This window comes from Micromonospora sp. DT53 (genome assembly GCF_049841535.1).
Taxonomy (GTDB): Bacteria; Actinomycetota; Actinomycetes; order Mycobacteriales; family Micromonosporaceae; genus Micromonospora.
On sequence record NZ_JBNCKM010000003.1, the window covers coordinates 129334 to 149298 of the forward strand.

14 protein-coding genes and 1 pseudogene are annotated in these 19965 nt (G+C 72.1%); 5 read left to right on the plus strand and 10 right to left on the minus strand.

The annotated features are described in order from the left end of the window. Positions 1–8: 8 nt before the first annotated feature. A complete protein-coding gene (locus ACLQ3B_RS12000) occupies positions 9–1976 on the minus strand; it encodes a serine hydrolase domain-containing protein (protein ID WP_425780112.1) in 1968 nt (655 codons plus the stop codon). Positions 1977–2363: 387 nt separating this feature from the next. Between ACLQ3B_RS12000 and ACLQ3B_RS12005 the strand changes: the two genes are divergently transcribed. Continuing rightward, positions 2364–4436, plus strand: a complete 2073-nt coding sequence (locus ACLQ3B_RS12005) for a PQQ-dependent sugar dehydrogenase (RefSeq protein WP_425780114.1) — start codon at positions 2364–2366, stop codon at positions 4434–4436. A 63-nt stretch (positions 4437–4499) separates the two neighbouring features. Here ACLQ3B_RS12005 and ACLQ3B_RS12010 read toward each other — a convergent pair whose 3' ends face one another. The 3 genes from ACLQ3B_RS12010 to ACLQ3B_RS12020 all read right to left on the minus strand — a co-directional run bounded on the left by ACLQ3B_RS12010 (position 4500) and on the right by ACLQ3B_RS12020 (position 8033). Beyond that, positions 4500–5267, minus strand: a complete 768-nt coding sequence (locus ACLQ3B_RS12010) for a hypothetical protein (RefSeq protein WP_425780116.1) — start codon at positions 5265–5267, stop codon at positions 4500–4502. Between the two features lie 59 nt (positions 5268–5326). Beyond that, positions 5327–7462: an RNA polymerase recycling motor ATPase HelR gene (gene helR / locus ACLQ3B_RS12015; RefSeq protein ID WP_425780118.1), complete on the minus strand. Its 2136-nt coding sequence runs from the start codon at positions 7460–7462 to the stop codon at positions 5327–5329. Positions 7463–7652: 190 nt separating this feature from the next. After that, the gene (locus ACLQ3B_RS12020) at positions 7653–8033 is read right to left on the minus strand and encodes a YccF domain-containing protein (RefSeq protein ID WP_425780120.1); all 381 of its coding nucleotides are present in this window, start codon (positions 8031–8033) and stop codon (positions 7653–7655) included. A gap of 375 nt (positions 8034–8408) precedes the next feature. Here ACLQ3B_RS12020 and ACLQ3B_RS12025 point away from each other — a divergent pair, with 375 nt between their 5' ends. The 4 genes and pseudogenes from ACLQ3B_RS12025 to ACLQ3B_RS12040 all read left to right on the plus strand — a co-directional run bounded on the left by ACLQ3B_RS12025 (position 8409) and on the right by ACLQ3B_RS12040 (position 11730). Then, the gene (locus ACLQ3B_RS12025; protein ID WP_425780122.1) at positions 8409–9098 is read left to right on the plus strand and encodes a response regulator transcription factor; all 690 of its coding nucleotides are present in this window, start codon (positions 8409–8411) and stop codon (positions 9096–9098) included. Beyond that, positions 9095–10451 (plus strand): annotated as a pseudogene (locus ACLQ3B_RS12030) (sensor histidine kinase). The gene ACLQ3B_RS12025 and the pseudogene ACLQ3B_RS12030 overlap by 4 nt, the downstream one beginning before the upstream one ends. Further along, positions 10448–11011 (plus strand): GerMN domain-containing protein, encoded by a 564-nt coding sequence (locus ACLQ3B_RS12035; RefSeq protein ID WP_425780124.1) that lies wholly within the window; start codon positions 10448–10450, stop codon positions 11009–11011. Before ACLQ3B_RS12030 ends, ACLQ3B_RS12035 begins: the two are co-directional and overlap by 4 nt. Positions 11012–11133: 122 nt before the next feature. After that, positions 11134–11730 (plus strand): hypothetical protein, encoded by a 597-nt coding sequence (locus tag ACLQ3B_RS12040; protein WP_425780126.1) that lies wholly within the window; start codon positions 11134–11136, stop codon positions 11728–11730. Positions 11731–11778: 48 nt separating this feature from the next. Here the strand turns inward: ACLQ3B_RS12040 and ACLQ3B_RS12045 are convergent, their stop codons facing one another. From ACLQ3B_RS12045 to ACLQ3B_RS12070, 6 genes are all read right to left on the minus strand, one after another. Continuing rightward, positions 11779–13695 carry a glycerophosphodiester phosphodiesterase family protein gene (locus ACLQ3B_RS12045; protein WP_425780128.1) on the minus strand — a complete coding sequence of 639 codons (1917 nt, stop codon included), beginning with the start codon at positions 13693–13695 and terminating at the stop codon, positions 11779–11781. 101 nt (positions 13696–13796) lie between these two features. Beyond that, positions 13797–14534, minus strand: a complete 738-nt coding sequence (locus tag ACLQ3B_RS12050) for a cellulose binding domain-containing protein (RefSeq protein ID WP_425780130.1) — start codon at positions 14532–14534, stop codon at positions 13797–13799. 74 nt (positions 14535–14608) lie between these two features. Further along, positions 14609–14989: a DUF742 domain-containing protein gene (locus ACLQ3B_RS12055; RefSeq protein ID WP_425780132.1), complete on the minus strand. Its 381-nt coding sequence runs from the start codon at positions 14987–14989 to the stop codon at positions 14609–14611. Further along, positions 14967–15416 (minus strand): roadblock/LC7 domain-containing protein, encoded by a 450-nt coding sequence (locus ACLQ3B_RS12060; RefSeq protein ID WP_425780133.1) that lies wholly within the window; start codon positions 15414–15416, stop codon positions 14967–14969. The genes ACLQ3B_RS12055 and ACLQ3B_RS12060 overlap by 23 nt, the downstream gene beginning before the upstream one ends. Beyond that, positions 15413–17347, minus strand: coding sequence for a nitrate- and nitrite sensing domain-containing protein (locus tag ACLQ3B_RS12065; RefSeq protein WP_425780135.1), 1935 nt, complete (start codon positions 17345–17347; stop codon positions 15413–15415). The genes ACLQ3B_RS12060 and ACLQ3B_RS12065 overlap by 4 nt, the downstream gene beginning before the upstream one ends. Then, positions 17344–19908, minus strand: coding sequence for a LuxR C-terminal-related transcriptional regulator (locus ACLQ3B_RS12070; RefSeq protein WP_425780137.1), 2565 nt, complete (start codon positions 19906–19908; stop codon positions 17344–17346). The genes ACLQ3B_RS12065 and ACLQ3B_RS12070 overlap by 4 nt, the downstream gene beginning before the upstream one ends. Between the last annotated feature and the right edge of the window lie 57 nt (positions 19909–19965).

Sequence of the window (19965 nt, forward strand, 5' to 3'; positions counted from 1 at the left end):
CGGGCTGGTCAGTAGGAGATGCTAGGCGCGAGCAGGTGGAACTCCACGGCGAACCAGCCCGCACCGGCGAGAGCGAACAGGATCAGGCCGCTGCCGGCGATCCGTCGCCAGCCGACGTGGCGTCGCACGTCGTCGACCAGCCGGACCGCGGCCGGCAGCACTCCGAGCAGCCCGACCAGTTGCAGCACCTGAATGGTGCGCAGCGCCGCACCGGGAACATCCTGCAGGTTCATGATGGTGCTGAGGCTCAGCACCCAACCGGCGAAAGCGAGGAGCGTACCGGCGACAGCGAGACGGCTCAGGATCCGCGCGGTGCGTCCCGCCCGCTCGCGGGGGGCGCGGCCGAGCCGGCGGCGGACGATCGCGCCGACCGGCCAGGACAGGACGATGAGCAGCAGCACGACAGTCGACAGGGCGAGCACCGGAACGGCCACTGTGGAGGCACGGGCCGGCTCGACGGGCAGCAACGCGAACGCGGAGTCGAAACCGATCGCCTCGACCCGGTCGTCGGTGGCCCGCATGGCGATCGTGCGCTGCCCGCCGACCTCCCGCCACACCCAGGGCGTCACCTCCTCGTAGAGGGCGGGGGAGTCCGACAGCGGGCCCGGCTCGAACAGCAGCCGGCCGCCGTCGGCGACACTGACAGTGGTCCGACCGACCAGGCCGATCAGCGTCAGGAAGTTGCTCCGCACCGTCCGCGACGGCTCGTAGGTGCCGGCGGCCAACGCGGCGTGCTTGGCGGTGGTCGCCGGGTCCACGCCGACGGACGGCTGGTTCCCGGGGGCCGGAAAGTAGCGGTCGGCGAAGCCGTTCACGACAGCCTGGCGAAGTTCGTGGCTGTCGATGGCGCCGGAGCCGTTGCTGTTGAGGGAGACGAAGATCCCGGCCCGGTCGTCGGGGTAGATCTGCAGGTGCGAGTGGAAGTAGTTGGTGTCGCCGCCGTGGCCGAGGATCCGGTGGCCGTTGCGATCCTCCGCGAAGAAGCCCAGGGTCATCCGGGGTCCGTCGGCCAGCGTGCCAAGCGACGCCGCGTCGAGCGCCGGACGCTGCATCAGCTCACGGGTCGGTTGATCCAGCAGGGGCGCGAAGCCCACCGGCTCGCCGAGCTGGGCGAGCATGAAGCGCGCCATGTCCGTCGCCGGGGCGCTCAGCGCGCCCGCCGGGGGAATGCCGACGACCTCGAATGGCGCCGCGGGCCCGGCGGAGCTGTCGTACCCCTTGGACATCCGGTCGCGCAACGGCGGCGGGAGCGGCTGCTCGAATGTCGACGACGGCATGCCCGCGCGGTCCAGGACGTTGCGCTTGACGTACTCCTCGAAGCGCGTCCCGCTGACGCGCTCGACGATGTAGCCGGCGAGCGCGTTGCTGTAGTTGGAGTACGCCGGAACGGTGCCGGGCTCGTAGATCTGCTCCGGCGGGTCGGTCACCAGAGCTTCGCGCAGGTCGACGTCGCTGGCGTCGGTGCCGATGAGACCGGCGATCCGATCCTCGAAGCCGGCGGTGTGCGTCAGCAGGTGCCGCAGGGTGACGGCGCGCTCGTAGTGCAGCGGCAGGTCGAAATCGAGGTACGTCTCCACGTCGGCGTCGAGGTCGAGCTTCCCGCTCTGCACGAGTTGCAGCACCGCGGTGTCGGTGACGAGCTTCGCCACCGATCCCATCCGGAACAGGTGCCGGTCCGGGTCGACCGGCACGGCTCCGTCGCCGCCGGCGCCGGTGTCGGCGTACCCGTACCCCCGGGTTGTGATGATTTTGCCGTCCTTCACCACGGCGATCGTGGCTCCCGCGATGTCGGTGCGGTCGAGCGCGGCCGGTAGCAGGCCGTCGAGCCAGGCGTTGACGTCGGTGCCGGTCAGGGCCGAACCCGCCCCACCCGCGGCGACGGGTGCCGCCGGATTGCCGATGTGCGGCGCGGGGGTGCTCCGCCCCGCACCGCAACCGGCGACGCTCACGGCGATGACGACCGCGCTCGCCACCACCGCGCCGAGTCGGACGAGGGGCCGGGATGGGTGGGATCGAGAAAGAGATAGGGGGCGCATCGTCGACAAGAGCCTCTCCTCGGAAACGGGTGTCCGGAGCAGGTCCGTGTGGCGTCACCCGATGCCTTGGCACAAGCCTGTCCGGCCGATCGTGCCCCGCCATCCGGCGCAGGACGGCACTGCGTCTACGACCTGAGGAGGAAACGTCTACGCCGAAAGTGCCCCCGCTGCCGCCCCGTACGCCGATCTGCGGTTTTGCCCCCTGATCGAGGGACATCGTTTGACATGTGAACCCAGTGCATCTTTGATGGTCGATGTGCACGTTCGGTGCGGTCGACCGCTTCGTCGCCTGGGTCGGCCGGTCGATGCCCCGAGCCTGGAGGACGGATGCGAGTCATCGCGCGGAGAAATCCACGACGACGGCTGTTGCCGGTGGCGATGGCAGCGGTGACGCTGCTGAGCCTGGCAGTCGGTGTGCCGGCAGCCGCCGCGGCACCGTCGACAGTCGTCGGTGTGGCCAGCGGTCGTTGCCTGGACGTGGTCGGCAACGTCAGGACCGCCGGTGCCGGCATCAACATCTACGACTGCAACGGCCAGGCCAACCAGGCGTGGACCCTCACCTCAAGTGGTGAGTTGCGGGTCTACGACGACACGATGTGCCTGGACGTCGTCGGCCAGGACACCACCGCCCCGGCCGCGCTGCAGATCAGTGGCTGCACCGGCGGCGCCAACCAACGCTGGCGGATCACCACCTCCGGGACCATCGTCGGCGTCCAGTCCGGCCTGTGCCTGGACGTGTCCGGCGGGGGCACCGCCAACAGCACCACCGTCGGCCTCTGGACCTGCAGCGGTCAGTCCAACCAGCGGTGGACGACGTCGCTCGGCAGCGCCGACAGCCAGCCGCCGACGGCACCCGGCAGCGCACGGGTCAGCGGCCTGACCTGCAACTCGGTGACGTTCGCGTGGAACGCCTCGACGGACAACGTCGCGGTGGCCTTCTACGACATCTACCACGACGGCCAGCTGATGACGTCGGTGAGTGGCACGACGCTCTCCACCAACCTGACGGTGGTGGCCGGGGCGACCTGGGGCCTGTACGTCAACGCGCGCGACGCCGCCGGCAACGTCTCGCAGGCGAGCGCCACCGTCTCGATCACTCCGCCGGCCTGCCAGGCCGACAGTCAGCCACCGACGGCGCCGCAACAGCTCACCGGCACCGCGTCGGGCACCACTGTGACGCTGCGCTGGACGGCGTCGACCGACAACATCGGAGTGCGGGCGTACGACATCTACCGGGCTGGCGTGAAGGTGGGCACGGTCACCGGCGCGCCGCCGGCGACCACGTTCACCGACAGCGGTCTGACGGCGAACACCTCCTACCAGTACTACGTGGTGGCTCGCGACGCGCAGGACAACGCCTCGTCGCGCAGCGGCACCACGACGGTGACCACCGGCGCGGCGTGCGCCAACCCGGTGTGCGGGGTGCGGCAGGTCACCACCGACAGCGACATCCCGTGGGGTCTGGTGACGTTGCCCGACGGCAGCGTCCTCTACAACCGTCGCGACGCGCACGACATCATCCAGCTCAACCCGACCACCGGGGCCAAGACCAACCTGGGCACGGTGCCGAACGTGCAGAGCACCGACGGTGAGGGCGGCCTGCTGGGTCTCGCCATCTCGACCAGCTACTCCAGTGACCGCTGGCTGTACATCATGCACACCTCGCCGAGCGACAACCGCATCGTCCGGATCAGGCTGGAGAACGGGCGACTCAACACCGCGAGCGAGCAGGTGCTCCTCAGCGGTATCCGGCGGAACAAGTACCACGACGGTGGCCGCCTGCGGTTCGGCCCGGACGGCAAGCTGTACGCCAGCACCGGCGACGCCCAGAACGGCAACTACGCCCAGGACCGGTCGAGCCTCGAAGGCAAGATCCTGCGACTCAACCCCGACGGCACCGTCCCCTCGGACAACCCGTTCGGCAACTACGTGTGGAGCTACGGCCACCGCAACCCGCAGGGGCTGGCGTTCGACTCGCAGGGCCGGCTGTGGGAGCAGGAGTTCGGCAACTCGGTCATGGACGAGACCAACCTGATCACCAAGGGCGGGAACTACGGCTGGCCGGCGTGCGAGGGCACCAGTGGCACCTGCGGCACGGCCGGGTTCATCGCGCCGGCACGCACCTATCCGACCGCCGAGGGGTCCTGCTCCGGCATCGCGATCGTGCGCGACGCGCTCTACGTGGCCTGCGCCCGAGGCGCTCGGATGTACCGCGCGGTGATCAGCGGCAGCAGCCTGACGAACGTGCAGACGTACTTCAGTGGCACCTACGGCCGGCTGCGGACGGTGGAGCCGGCTCCGGACGGCGGGTTGTGGCTGACCACCACCAACGTCGGTGACAAGGACAGCACCCCGAACAACAGCAACGAGAAGATCCTGCACGTCACGTTGGGTAACTAGTTCCGCATCCCACCAGGGCCGCCTCGGGGCAGCCCTGGTGGGATGAGCGGTGGGACGGCCCGGTCAGAGGCCGAGGTCCGGCCAATCAGGGTCGTCCCAGCGGGCCGGGCCGGCGAGGCCGAGCAGTCTGATCCGGTGCAGCCGCTTCGGGTCGGCGCCGATCATCCGCAGCCGGGCCGGGGCGTGCTGGAGCAGCCAGGCGGTCAGCTCCACGCGGAGCCTCTCCTCCTCGTCGCCCGTGAGTTCCCAGGTGCTCCACGGCAGATCTTCGCAGAGCAGGTCGTACTCCCACTCTCCGAAAGCCTCGGCGAGCCGCTGGTTCGCCAGGGGACTGGTTGCCGTCGCCCAGGCGTCGAGCCAACGGTCGAGCACGCCAGAGGCTTCCACGAGCATGGCCAGCACCGCGTGCGGCGGCACCTCGGCGTCTGGGTCGGTGAGCGTGACGACCCACCAGGCGTCCAGGAACTCGCGGATCGCCGTCGACTGCTCGGTGGGCCACTCCTGCCAGCGGCCGAGCGCGAACGCACGGCCCGCATGGTCCATGCTGGCCAGACGCTCCACCTCGCCGCTGACCAGGGCCGCGGCGAGTTGGGGCAGGATCCGGCGCAGCATGGCGGCGGGGAAGCCCCAGTCGCCGGCCCAGTACGTGCGACGCAGCAGGTCCGGGTCCAGCTCGACGTCCGGGGTCTTGAGCAACGCAAGTTCTTCCGCGCTGCCCCAGTGGCACTCGCAGTTGCCGTCGTCGGGGTGGGCGGTCATCCCACGGAAGGTGATGGCGAGATGGGCCAGTGCGGCGTCGAGTCGACGCCGTGGGGGCGTGGGTTGCGTCATGGGGATGCGCCTTCGCGGACTCCGGCGGCGCGGCAGCCGAAGATCGCGACGTTACACCCTCAGCTGCTGGTCAGAAGCACGAGTTGCTGGGTCGCCCGGGTCATCGCGACGTAGCGGTCGACCGCGCCCTCGATGCCGGTGCCGAACGCTTGCGGGTCGACGAGGACGACAAGGTCGAACTCCAGCCCCTTGGCCTGCTCCGGGCTCAGTGACCGGACCCGGTCGGTGGGTGGGAACGTCGGGTCGCCGATCACGCACGCGATCCCGTCGGCGTGGTCGGCGAGCCAGGTGTCGAGGATCGACAGCAGGTCGGCGGCCGATCCGTGGACGACGGGGAGCCCGTTGCCGCGAATGGAGGTGGGCACGTTCACGTCCGGGAGCACGGCCCGGATGACCGGCTCGGCCTGCGCCATGACCTCCGCTGGCGTCCGGTAGTTGATGCTCAACGAGGCCAGCGTGACCCGGTCGAGCCCGACCCGCTTGAGGCGTTCCTGCCACGACTCGGTGAACCCGTGCCGGGCCTGGGCGCGATCGCCCACGATTGTGAAACTGCGCGACGGGCAGCGCGCCAGCAGCATCTGCCACTGGGCGTCGGTCAGCTCCTGCGCCTCGTCGACGACGATGTGCGCGAACGGGCCGGCCAGCAGGTCCGGGCCGGTGTCCGGCAGTCCGGACCCGTCGACCAGGGCGTCGCGCAGATCGGGTTGACGCAGCATCGTCAGCAGGCCCTCGCCGTCGTCGTAGGTGTCGGCCGCGAGCAGTTCGTCGACGACCCGGGCCATGTGCTCGCGTTCGACGGCGGCGACCGGGTCCCGCCGAGGGGTGCGCCCCGACCTCTCCGCGTCGCCGAGTCGCTGCCGCGCCGCGTCCAGCAGCGGCAGGTCGGACACGGTCCAGGCCCGCGGCTCGTCGCGTTGCAGTTTGCGGACCTCCGCCGGGCTGAGCCACGGCGCGCACCTGCGCAGGTACGCGGGCACCGACCACAGGTCACCCACGAGATCGGCCGCGTCGAGCAACGGCCAGGCGCGGTTGACCGTCTCCCGCAGTTCCCGGTTACGCAGCAGCGAGTCGCGGAGCACGTCGTCCGGCTCGTCGCCGTCGTACCTGTCGAGAAGGATCGTGAGCAGTTCCTCCCAGATCTCCTCGCGCGCCTCGTTGTGCGGCGTGCCCGGTCCCGGCGCCCGGAACGCGTCGGCCCAGTCGTCGGCGCTCAGTCGGATGTCGGAGTCGCCGACCGTGATCGTCGTCGGGGCGACCGGCGGGTCCTCGTAGAACCGGACGGCCGCGTCGACCGCCCGGACCAGATCGGCCGAGGACTTCAGCCGGGCCACCTCCGGGTCGGTGTCGACGGTTGCCGTGGCCCCCTCTCCGACGAGGTCGCGCAGGGTGCAGATCTGCACGTCCTCCTCGCCGAGGCTGGGCAGGACGTCGGCGACGTAGGCCAGGTAGGGCTGGTGCGGCCCCACGAAGAGCACCCCACCCCGGCGCTGACCGAGGCGTGGGTCGGCGTAGAGCAGGTACGCGGTGCGGTGCAGGGCGACGACGGTCTTCCCGGTGCCCGGACCGCCGTCGACCACGAGGGCGCCGGCCGACCCCGCCCGGATGATGGCGTCCTGGTCGGCCTGGATCGTGCTGAGCACGTCGCGCATCCGGGCCGACCGGGCGCTGCCCAGACTCGCGATGAACGCGGACTGGTCGTCGAGCGCGACGGCGTGCCCCACGAGCCCGTCCGGGGTGAACACCTCGTCCCAGTAGTCGCTGATCCGGCCGCGGGTCCAGCGGTAGCGGCGCCGGCTCGCCAGACCCATCGGGTTGGCGTGGGTCGCGCCGAAGAACGGCTCGGCGGCGGGTGAGCGCCAGTCGAGCAGCAGCCGCCGACCCGTGCTGTCGGTGAGGCCGCGACGTCCGACGTACACGGGCTCGGGGTTGTCCGCGGCGACCACGTGGCCGAGGCACAGGTCCAGCCCGTAGCGGCTCAGTGAGCGCAGGCGGGCGGTCAGTCGGCGGACCTCCTCGTCCCGGTCGACGGCCTGCCGGCCCTTGCCGCCGGGCGCCCGGCGCGCGGTGTCCAGACGGTCGGACAACTCGGCGCTCAGCTGCGCGAGGCTCTGCGCCATGGCGGCGAAGTGCCGCTCGTCGTGGCCGATGAGCGCCGGGTCGGCCTTGGGGGAGAGGTGATCGGGGAGTTCGAACACGGAGGTAGGCAAGGAATTCAATTCATGACTTCCATTTCGGCCGAATCTGGTCTCGGCCGACGATTCTGCGTCATAAATGGGGTCTTGCCGCAAGCCCCCCAGTGCGGTATAAGTTAGAAGTGGCGGGAGGCCGGGTGCCTCCCGTTTTCCATGTCCGCTGCGGGTTTCCCCGTGGCCGACCCGGAGCGGGTCACGGCGCGTCGACGACCTCGCGGCCGAGAGGCCAGAACGCGGCCGGGACGAGCTTGAAGTTGGCGACACCGAACGGGATCCCGATGATCGTGACGCAGAGGGCGATGCCCGCGAGGATGTGGGAGAGCGCGAGCCACCATCCGGCCAGCACCACCCAGAGGATGTTCGCCAGGCCGGAGCCGACGCCCGCACCCGGCTTGGCCACCAGGGTGCGGCCGAAGGGCCACAGCGAGTAGACCGCGAGGCGCAGCGACGCGACGCCGAACGGGATGGTGATGACCAGGACGAAGCAGATCAGCGCGGCGATGCCGTAACCGACCGCCAGCACGATGCCACCGCCGAAGACGAGCCACAGCACATTCAGTACGAAACGAATCACCACTCCAGCATGAAACATGCTCGCCACCCCACCGCCCCAGTCGGCACGGTCCGCCACGTGGCCTCAGTCGAGGTCGATGTCACAGGTGGCGGCGATGACTGTCGTGCCGTCGAGGTGGTCGATGCCGAGGATGCCACCGGGGCCATGGTCGACGCTGGTCCTTCCTCACTCACGATCGAGAGCACCTGATCCAGGCGGGTGATGTGCAGGATGCGCCGAACCCGAGGGTTCGGACTGCGCACGGTGAGGGCCGCGTCGGCGCGAGACAGCCGCGGGGTTGGCGACTACTGCAAGGCTCTGTGACAGTTGTGTGACAAAACCGCCGGCCGGCCCGCGTGGTTGGCTGCCCGGCGGTCGGCCGAGGATGATTCCGGGATGACGGCCGTACTGGTGATCGAGGACGACGACCGCATCCGGCTCGCGCTGCTGCTCGCACTCGAGGACGAGGGCTATGACGCGCTCGGGGCGGCCACGGCCGAGGAGGGCCTGCGCGCCCAACGCCACCACCCGGCCGACTACGTGCTCGTCGACCTGATGCTGCCCGGCCTCGACGGTTTCGAGTGCATCCGCCAGTTACGCCGCGACGACGATGTCCCGATCGTGGTGGTCAGCGCCCGTGACGAGACCGACGACATCGTCGCCGCCCTCGAAGCCGGCGCCGACGACTACGTGGTCAAACCCGTGGCCATCCGGGAGCTGACCGCCCGCCTGCGGGCTCTGCGCCGCCGCGCCCGACCGGCGGTCGCGACATCGGCGCCGGAACCCGTGCCGGCGGTCGCCTTCGGGGAGTTGGAGATCAGTCCGGAGGCGGGGGAGGTGCGCCGCGCCGGCCAACAGGTCACGGTCACCCGTACCGAGTTCCGGCTGCTCTGTGAGCTGGCCGAGCACGCCGGCCGGGTGCTGTCCCGTCAACAGTTGCTGCAACGGGTCTGGGGGTACGACAGCGGCGACGAACGGCTCGTCGACGTGCACGTGGGCCGCCTGCGGCAGAAGATCGAGCCGGACCCGGCGAACCCCCGGCACCTGGTCACCCTGCGGGGTCTGGGCTACAAGCTGCAGCGATGAGACGCCTCGGACTGCGTACCCGGGTGACCGCAGCCTTCGCCGTCGGCGCGCTCCTGCTCTCGGCGTCGATGGCCCTGATCTCCTACGACTTGACCCGCCGCTCCCTGCTCGACGACCGCGAACGCATTGCGCTGCGGGCCGCCTACTTCGACGCCGCCGTGGTGCACGCCGGCCTCGACACCGACACCCCGGACGTGGTGGAGGTGCTTCGGTCGTTGGACACCGGCGGAAACCGTCGACCGGTGCTGCACCTCAACGGCGAGTGGTACGCGCGCGCTGCCGACCCCGGGCACCACGGCAGCCATCCCCGCCGAGCTGCTACGGGTCGTCGCCGCCGGGGTGCCCGCCGTGCAGCGCGTACGCGTCGACGGGCAACCCGCCCTGGTGGTCGGGGTGCCCCTGTCCGCGTCCGCGACGTACTTCGAGGTCAACTCGTTGCGCGAGTTGGAGCAGACGTTCCGGGTCCTGGCCCTCGCGCTGACCAGCGTCGCGGTGCTGGTCGCCGGGTCCGGCGCCACCCTCGCCTGGTACGCCACCCGGCACGGCCTGCGGCCGCTGACGGCGGTCGCCGACGCGGCCGAGAAGATCGCCGCCGGTGACTTCACCGCCCGGCTCGACCCGGCCACCGACCCCGACCTCACCCGCCTCTCCTCCTCGTTCAACCAGATGGTCGACCGACTCGCCCGGCGCATCGAGCGGGACCGCCGCTTCGCCGCCGACGTCAGCCACGAGCTGCGCTCCCCGTTGCAGACCCTCGCCGCGGCCGCCAGCGTCCTGGCTCGCCGTCGGGAACACCAGGACGAACGGACGGCCACCGCCGCCGGGCTCGTCGCCGACGAGATCGACCGATTCCAGCGGCTCGTCAACGATCTGATCGACCTGGCCCGCAGTGACCAGCCCGCGCACCGTGCCCCGGTGGACGTGGTGACGGTGGCCGGGGAGACCTGCGACGCGTACGACCTGCCGGCCGGAATCGTCCACCTGGCGCCGGATGTGTCCCCGACGTGGCAGGTCGAGCGGCGGCGGATCGCCCAGGTCCTGGCGAACCTGCTCGACAACGCGGTCACCTACGGTGGTGGCCCGGTGGCGGTTCGCCTGGGCCGCGACGGTGACTGCGGCGTCATCGAGGTCGACGACGACGGTCCGGGCGTTCCGGTCGAGGATCGCGAGGCGATCTTCGACAGGTTCGTCCGAGGGCGGGCCGCCCACATCCGTGGCGCCGGTGACGGCACCGGTCTCGGGCTGGCGTTGGTCGCTCAGCACGCCGCCGCGCACGGTGGGCACGTGACGGTCGCCGACCGCCCGGGAGGGGGCGCCTGTTTCCGGGTCGTCCTGCCGGGGAGCCTGTCATGAGGCGACGTCGTCTCGTCCCGTTGACGCTCGCCGTGCTGCTGACCGGTTGCGGCATCCCCGCGGACGACGCCCCTCGAACGGTGCCGCCCCCACGAGGGCCACTGCCCAGCGCCGCTCCCGCCGACACCACCGCACCGGCGGGTCGCGCCGCGGAGACACTCTGCCTGGTCCAGGACAACCGCATCGTCCCCGTGGTCCGACGCGTCGACCATCCACCCACCATCGCAGATCAGCTGCGCCATCTGCTCGCCGGGCCCAGTGGGACCGAACGGGACAGCGATCTGAGCAGCGCGCTGCCGGGGGCGGTCAACGCTGCCGGCGCGACAGTGACCGGGAAGCTGGCCCTGGTCTCGGTGGACGAACCCACCCACGATGGCGGCCGCAGCGACGAGGTCCTGGCCTTCGGGCAGATCGTCTGCACCCTCACCAGCCGCGAGGACGTCACCACCGTGGCCTTCCTGCGCGACGGCAAGGCGCTCGGCGTGCCCCGAGCCGACGGCTCCCTGTCCAGCAGACCGCTCACCCGCGGCGACTTTGCCCCCCTCATCAGCGAACGCTGAGCGGGCACGTGGCGATCGGCGGTTCTCGGGGTTGCTCGGTGGAAGACCTGAGACGAAAGCCAGGGCGACCCGAGGGAACCTCCCGGAGTTCGGCAGGCGTCGGCGGCCACATGCTGGCTGGCATGAAACGCGCTGCGCTCTACGTGCTCGCCGGACCGGTCGGCATCGTGGCCTACGGCCTGGTCCGGTTGTGGGCAAGATCCGACGGGGTGTATGGCCCCGGGTTCGACTGGCAGGCCGCACATCTGGTCGCTCTCGCCGGCATGCTGTGCTTCGTCCCGGGTGTGCTGGCGCTGTCCCGCCTGCTGCCCCGAAGCCCGTGGCGCACCGGGGCGGTGGCCACCACGCTGGTCGGCCTCGCCGCGACGATCGTGCAGTTCGGCGCGGACATCGTGGAGGGGCTGCTGGCCGAGGACCGGGCGGAGATGTCGAGGCTCGGCGCGGAGTTCAAGGACATCCCCGGCGTGGAGGTGGCCTTCTACGACGTCGTACCCCAGCTGTTCTTCCTCGGCCTGCTCGTTCTCGCGGGCATGCTCGCCGCCCGACGGCTGCTGCCGTGGTGGAGTGTGCCGCTGCTCCTCACCGGCATCGTCCTGCCGGTGATCACCCTCGACCTGCTTCCCGTCGCTGGCCTGTTCATGGCGTTGGCGTTGGCGCCGACGCTGCCGCTGGTGCGACAGCGGGGCGAGCAGGCCGAGTCGGCCGTCGCGGTCCACTGAGGACTTCGGGTGGCGCTGGCCCACGGACCAGCGCCACCCAGGGAGCGGCTACTTCAGGGCGAGGGTGCGGGCGTCGGCGGCGATGACGCTGGCGACCTCGGCCGGCACCAGCTTGCCGGCCTGCCGGTCGGCGTAGGCGGCCAGCTCGGCGTACTGGGCGTGGGCCAGCCTGGTGGTCATCGCCGTGAGGGCGGCCGGGTCCGCGCCGGAGGTGAGGATCAGGTAGCCGAGGCCGGCCTGGCTCACCGTCACGGTGAAGGTGCTGGTCGCGGTGGCGGTGCCCTCGGGGCCGGTCGCCTCGGTGGAGACGGTGTGCCGACCGGCGGTCAGCTTCGCCAGGTCGAGCTTGCGCCCGGCGGCCGATTTCTTACCGTCCACCGTGACGGTGACGGTGTCCGCGTTGGTCGCGGCGATGGCGATCAGCGGGGACTGCGCCCGGTCCAGCCGAGCCCCGTCGGCCGGCGAGGTGATCCGGACGGTCGGGTCGGCCGAGGCCCGCTGGACGAACGCCGAGTTCCAGCCGACCAGCTCGGCCGCGCGGTTGGTGATGATCGCGTCGGTGTCGATCCGCTCCAACCGTTGCCACAGGCCGGCGGAGTCCATCGTCCAGGCCATCACGGCGACCCCGGCGGCGTGCAGCGGGGCGACGACGTCCGGCTTGGCCAGCAGCGCGTTGCCGTCCGGGTTGTACGCGGTCAGGTGCAGCTCCTTCGCGATCGCCACCGGGTCGGCGTCGAGAGAGCTGCGGAGCAGGCCGAGCGGCAGCTCGGGGGCGATCTCGTAGGTGTACCTCAGGGCGTCGACCTCGAAGCTCTGGATGAAGACCCGGCCCATCATCTGCTCGTCCCGGATCACCTGGATGATCGTGGCGACCTCGTCGCGGGTGTGCTTGCCCTTGATCTCCACCAGCAGGTTGCCACCCCGGCTCCGGAGGTCGGCGAGCTGCTCGGCGAGGGTGGGCACCCGCTCGCCGACGTACTGCGGGCCGAACCAGGAGCCGGCGTCCAGTGCCTTGATCTGCGCGGCGGTCAGGTCCCGGATGTTGCCGGTGCCGTCGGTGGTCCGGTCGACGGTGCCGTCGTGCAGGATGAACGGGATGCCGTCCTTGCTCGGCTGGACATCGTTCTCGATCCAGTCGGCGCCGCCCTTCCGGGCGATCTCCTGGGCGACGAGGGTGTTCTCCGGTGCGGCCGCGGACGCGCCCCGATGGGCGATCACGGTGAACGGGCTGCCCTCGGGGCGGAGGTAGCCGTTCGGCGCCAACTCGGTGACGGTGACGTCGTCGTACGACACGGTCGCGCCGTTGACGAACAGCCCCTGGACGCCGTCGGCGGAGCGCTGGAGGCTGCTCGTCCGCATCGCCTCCCGCCCGTCGAAGATCCAGCGGGCCTGGTTGCCGTGCACCTCGACCGCGACGCGGACGTCCCGGCCGGTGCCGGCGGCGGACGGGGCGGAGGCGGTGTTCGTCACGACCCAGGCGTTGGCCGTGGTCCGCTGGGCGAATTCGAGCCCGTTGGCGGCGGTGGTGCCGCTGCGCATGGTGGCGATCCACCAGGGGGTCGCGCCACTGGCGGGGACGTCGATGCCGAGCGAGGCCCAGCGGGTGGCGGCCGAGACCGACTCGAAGCGCATGGTCGCCTCGAGGCGGAAGTCGTTCAGGTGCCGACCGAAAGTGATCTTGTTGTTCTCGCTGGAGCTGGCCGAGGTCCCGTACAGTCGGCCGTTCTCGACCTTCCAGGCGCCGTCGACCGCGTGCCAACCGGCGGGCAGCGACCCGGCCGAGAAGTTCTCCGAGACGACGACGTTGCCCGGCTCGGCGGTGGCGGACGACGAGGTGGCGACGGTGACCGCGACGGCGGCGCCGGTGACGGCGAGGACGGCGACGGTGGCGGCGGCCCGGGTACGCAGGGCGCCGAGGCGTGACCCGGCGCGACGAAGCGACGGTGGTGCGGGTAGGACAGTCATGGTCGGAACGCTACGAAGCACGCCCGAACTGATGATCAATCAAGCATGGCTGCCGCCGGAACGCCTGGTGTACCGCGCTCGATCGGGGCGTCCCGGACTGGTCAGCTCGGCAGGCCGGAGCAGGCGGCTCCGTCGATGGTGCACGCCTTGGGGGCGGAACCGGTCAACGATCCGTTGACCCGGAACGTCACCCGGACCGAGGCGCTGCCGGGCACCTGACCGTTGTTCGTGTCCGGCACGAACGTCCACACCGCACCGTCCCGGCTGGCCTGTGCGCCCTCGACCCCGCTGACTCCCAGCGACTCGCGGGGCAGGGTGACGACAAGTGTCCACCGCGGTGCCGGGGTCGAGCCGGGATTGCTGATCGTCACGGTCGCGCCGTAACTGAGCAGGGCGTTGTCCGTGATCGCGAAGTCGGCGCCCAGGGCCGCCGGGGTGGGTTCGGCGGTCGCGCCGGTCGGCGTGGGCCGGGTCGACGAGGTGACGGCCGGTGGGGTCGAGGAGGCCGAGGCGGGCGGGGGAGCGGGCACCGCCGGGCTGGTGAGCGCCGGTCGCGCCTGCGCCCGGGGCGTACCGGACGGCGACGCGCCCACCTGCTCCACGGACGGCGGCGGGTCGAGGGTCACCGGCGTCAACTTCTCCGGTGTACGCAGCACCCCGACGACCGACACGGCCGTCGCGATCAGCACCCCGAGCGCCGCGACGACGGCCACCCAGGTGGCCCGCGAGACGTCCTCCCGACCGGTGAGCACCCGCCGTGTGGCCGTGACGAGGGCCACGACCCGATCCAGCAGGATGATCGCCACGGTACGGCGTGGCTGGGGTGGTGTTGCCGGCACTGCCTGTCTCTCCTTCAGTTCGTCGCCAGGTGCGCGCTCACGATCCGTGCGGGTCGCGGGTGGCGCCAGCCCGGTCACAGGCCGCGAAGCCCGACGAGTATCGCCTGGAGCAGATCCTCGGTCGGCAGCTCCGACAGCATCGGCGGTTCGTGCGTCTCGATCAGCCCGGCCGCGAGCAGATCGCCGAGCAGCACCCGGACGGTCCCCAGCGGAAGGTCCAACTCGGCACCAACCTCAGCCACCGACACTGGATGGTGACACAGCTCGACGATCCGCGCCTGTTCGGGGAAGAGCGGTGTGGGGGGCGTGACGCCCCGCCGGGCGACGACCAGCGAGATCAGGTCGAACTGGCCGCGTGCGGGCGCGGTGCGCCCCCCGGTCATCGTGTAGGGCCGGGCGACCGGGCCCGCGTCGTCGTCGTACCACGCCTCGTCAGTGGTGCCGCTGGTGTGCACCAGTGTCCCCGATCGTCACCGAGGAGGCCGGCCCCAGGCTGATCGGCAGGTGCCGCTCGGCCTGCCCGACGAAGAGCGCCACCTCGTACGCCATGTCACCGACCTCGACGTCGTCGCCGGCGATCCGCACGGTGAGGATGGTTCCGTTCGGGATGGTGGCGATGAACAGGAACGCCCGCGACATCTGCACCACCACCTGGCGCAGATGACCCGCGTCGCAGGTGCGGGTGGCGGCCAGCCCCAACGCGATCAGGCCGGCGACCACGCCGGAGATCTGCTCGGCCAGCTTCTCGCCCACCCGCCGCGAGCCGCCCAGCGGCAGCCCGTCCGGCGAGAGCACCACGGCGAACTCCGCGCCGTGCACCCGGTCGACCAGGCTGTTCAGGGCGTCGGTCAGACCGTCCTCGGTGACCACTGCAGACGTCATTGATGTCTCCTTGCTTTTCTCGCGAGTGGCAACTCGACGGTGTCGAGGCTGGTCCTGCCGTGTTCCGGGCCGGTCGGCCCGGTGTGCCGGACCCGCGTCGGCAGCGCGCCGTTGCCGCTCGGGTCGGGGCCGGTGCGGGCCGGGTTCTCGGGTGGTGCGCTGGCCGGTGTACGGCCGGTGTCGGTGGCCATGACCAGCCGGGAGGGAAGGAGCACGACCGCGGCCGTTCCACCGCGCCGGCTGGGACGCAGCGAGACGTGGGCCCCGCAGCGGCCGGCCAGTACGGCGGCGGCGTACCACCCTGCCAGGCCCGCGGGCGGGCCGTCCGGTGGCGGGTTGCCGAGCAGGTGGTTCGCCTCGGCCAGCACGGCGGCGTCCAGGCCGGGGCCGTCGTCGACGACGAGGACGGCACACCCCTGCGGTCCCTGTTCGCCGCTGACCCGGACGGTGGTGTCCGCCCCGGAGAAGGTCAGGGCGTTCTCGATGAGTTCCGCCAGCAGGTGGATGACGTCCGTGACGGCCGGCCCCGCGAGCGACCACGGCCAGTGCGGCGCGATCAGGACACGGTGGTAGTCGGGCACCTCGGCGACCGCGCCGCGCGCCACGTCGAGCAGCGGCACCGGGCGTCGCCAGCGGCGGGCGGGTGTCGCGCCGGCCAGGGAGATCAGTTTCTCCACGTTGCGGCGGATCCGGGTGGTGAGGTGGTCGAGCTGGAACAGCTCGCCGGTCTCCTCGGTGGACCGTTCCCGACGTTGCATCCCGTCCAGCAGGCCGAGTTGGTCGCGCAGCAGGACCTGGTTGCGCCGGGTCAGCGCCAGGAACAGCTCCCGCTCGGCGGCACTCCCCGACGTCGGCGTCTCCTGCGCCGGGGCCGGAGTCTCCTGCGCCGGAGCCGGCGGGTCGGCAGCCGGCCTGGTCAGCTCGTCGGTGAGGCGTCGGACGGTGCCGGCCCAGCTCAGCAGGAGGACGAGCACGACGATGAGGCCGAGCCCCACCACCGCCCCGGTACGCGCGATGAGCACCGCGGCGCCGGGTGTGGCCCGCTCGACGCTGCTGCGGGCGGTGCTCGTCACAAGTGTCTGCAGCGCGCCGAGAGCGGGGTCCGCCGCGGCCCGCCAGCCCTGGACGGTGAGACCGGCCAGGGCGTTGGCGGTGCCCGCCTGGAGCAGCAGTCGGTCCTCCAGTGCGAGCAGAGCCGCGAAGTCGGGGCCGCCGGCCAGCCGCTGGTGCTCGCCCTGGCCGTCCGGCGGAAGGTCGGCCACGGCCTCGGTGCGCGCGTACCGTTGGATGCCGACCAGCGCGGTCAGCCGGCGCCGCTCGTCGACGCCGAGCCGTGCGCTGGTCAGGGCCGCGCTGACCAGGGTGTCCTCCCGGGCGAGCAACTCCCGGGCGCGGGCCAGCGCGATCACCGCGCGGGTGTCGGCGGCCAGCCCGCTCTCGTACGCGCCCCACTCCGGGCCGTACACCCGGAAGGCGACGTCGATGACCTCGTCGTACCCGTCGATTGCCGCGGCCTGGCCGAGCCGCCCGGTGTCCACCCGGGACCGGGTCGTGCCGAGGCCGTCGAGCCGTCGGACCAGCTCGCCGGCCCGGTCCCGGACCGTGCCCGCGCTGAGCAGCCGAAGGTCGCGCCCCTTGGTGAACTTGCGGATCTCGGCGGCGGCCCGGTCGGTGCCCTCGCGGGCCCCGACCAGCCCGGGCGTCGTTCGGCCCGACCCGGCGATCGTCTCGGCGGTGATCCGGCGTTCCGTCTGCAGGCTCAGGATCAGGCGGTCGATGGGCTGGCCCAGCGTGTCCGCCAGTGCCCGCACGCGCAGCAGGTCGACGGCATCCTGGGTGGACACGAAGGCCGCGTACGACCAGAGCGTGATCAGCACGGCGGCCAGTACGGCCAGCCTGGTCCGGATCAGCCGAACGTCGTTACGGGTCATCGGCTCGCCCGCTGCGGCCACGGTTGCCCGGCCGTGTCGCTGGCCCGGTCGGCGACGAGGGTGCGCAGCAGCGCCAGCAGCTCGGTGCGGTTGGCGCAGTTCAGCCGGTTGCGCATTCGTGCCACGTGGTGTTCGACGGTCTTGGCCGAGATGAAGAGCCGGTCGCCGATCTCCCGGTAGGTCAACCCGGCCAGCACCAGCTCGGCAACCTCGTACTCGCGGTCGCTGAGCCCGTGCTGGGTGGGGCCGGCGACCCGCGCCGTGCTCGCGCCGGTTGTCGGTGTCGGCGCGCCGGGCCCGCCGGAGGGCCGGCCCTGCAGCGCTCGGGCGCACTCCAGCAGGGTGGTCATCGCCCGCCGGTCCGCGGTGCGGATGGCGGCCTGCCCGGCGAGGCGGGCGCCGTCCCAGCACAGCCCGGTGTCGTGCAGCCCGCGGGCGGCGGCCTCCACCCGGATCGGGTCGACGACCCCCCGGAGGACCTCCACCCAGCTCTCCCCGGCGGCGGCGACGACTGCCGCGTACCGGCTGTGGCCCGCGGCGGCGAGCAACGCCGCGACGTGTTCGTCGGCGACCGTCGGCTCGCCGGTCAGGATGGCGGCGTGCAGCCCGCACCAGCGCAACGGCACACTCCACAGTGGTGGATTGCCGAGGCGGTCGAGCAACGCACGGCCCTGCTGCAGGTACGGCTCCAGCCGGGCCAGGTCACCCAGCCGCGCGCCCGCGATGGCCAGCTCACCCAGCGGCAGCAGGGTGAACAGGTCGACGGGGTGCCGCACCACGGCCTCCAGCGCCTGCCCCCAACCCCGCTTGAGTGCCCCGAGGTCACTGTTGCGCCGGCCGATGCCCATCCGGATCGCGGCGGCGAAGAGTTGGTCGCGTGACTCCAGTTGCCGCCCGTCGAGCGTCACCGTGGCGAGGCGCTCGCCGGCGGCGTGGATCTCGCCCCGGACCATCAGGATCCAGGCCTGCAACAGTCGGTGGCGTCGAGCCATCAGCGGCCCACCGACACCGGCGCCCAGGGCGCGGTGCAGCACCCGCTCGGCGATCTCCAGCTCACCGCAGTGCACCGCCGTCAACGCGGCGAGGGCCGCCGGGCTGTCCGGCAGCAGCGCCGCTCGCCCGTCCGGCTCCAACAACGCCGCGGCCTGCACGAGCGCGGAGAGCGCGGCGGTCGGCGGTCCGGTCACGCTCTCGCGTACGCCGTTGGCCATCAGTCGGGCGGCGCTGGCGTGCAGGGTGGGCGGCTCGCCCGCCGGGTCACCGGCCGGTGACTCGGTGGTGGCCGCCAGATCGCCGGTGGCGAGCCCGCCGACGATGGCGAACGCCGCCGCCGAGGCGGTGCCCGACCACCGGAACAGCTCGACGCTGCGACCGACGTGACCACGGTGGGCCAGGGCGGTAGCGGCCACCACGGCCGCCTCGGAGCGGTCCGGGGGAGCGGCCGTGGCCAGCAGTCGATCCGCCAGCCGAAGCGCGTCGTCGAGGTCACCGGCGAGCGCGGCGGCGAGCGCCTGCCGCGCGTTGGGCGGCTGTCCGGCCGCCGTCGCCGCCGCGAACAGTTCGGCGGCGAACGCCGGCTCGTCGGCCAGTGCCTCGTCGGCCGCGGCGGCCAGGGTCGCGGCCGGGCAGTCGCCGAGCGCGCCGACCGCGAGCAGGGAGCGGACCAGCGGCAGCACCGCGCCGCCCCGGGCGAGCTGCAACTCGGTGAGCCGGCGCCACACCGCCGTCCGCTCGGTGGTGGGGCTGAGCGTCGCGACGGCCCGCCGGACGATCGGCGCGAGCCGCCCGTCGGCGCCCAGCAGCCCGGCCGCCCTGGTCGTGGCGATCAGTTCGTCCACCCCGGCCGGGTCCCGACCCAGCAACGCGCCGAGCATGCTGACCGGCAGCGCGCCGCCGGCCGCGACGGCGAGCAGCAGCCGTCGTACCTCGGTGGGCTGGACGTCCAGGTCCGGCCCGAATTCGAGGATGACGGACCGGGGTGGGTCGGCCGGCGCGCCGGTCCGGGTCTCCGCGCCGGCCAGGCCGCGGGCCAGCCGTTCGACATCCCGGGGTACGCCGGCGGTCTGCGTGTGGACGACGTCGACCAGGTCGGCGGGGCGGCCCAGCCCTGGTGCGGCGGTGAGGTAGGCGGCGGTCTGCTCCCGGGTGAACGGCGTGAGCAGCACGGCCTGCCCGTCGCGGCGCAGGGCGTCGACCAGCTCGCTGAACGCCGCTGACCGTGGCCACGGGCGGTGGGCGACCACCAACCGGTGTCGGCGGCCGGCGACCAGACGCAGCAGCGCCCCGATCCGCGCGTCGTCGAGCAGGTGCGCGTCGTCGACAAGCACCACCGTGTCGGGGTCGACCGGCTCACCCGGCTCCGGTGCGGTCATGCGTACGGCGATGCCGGCGCGCTGGTGAATGCGCTCCAACTCGGCGAGCAGTGCGGTCTTGCCGTGGCCGGCCGGACCGGCAACGCCGACGGTCAGCGGGCCGGTCGGATCCTGCGCGACCGTGTCCAGTAGCGCGTGCAACCCCTTGTCCAGGGTCAACCCTGGTGCGGCGAGGTCATTCATGATCATCGGGGTCATCGAATCGGTTCCGAAAAACCGCCGGCTTTGGCCGTGGGGAGGTAAGCG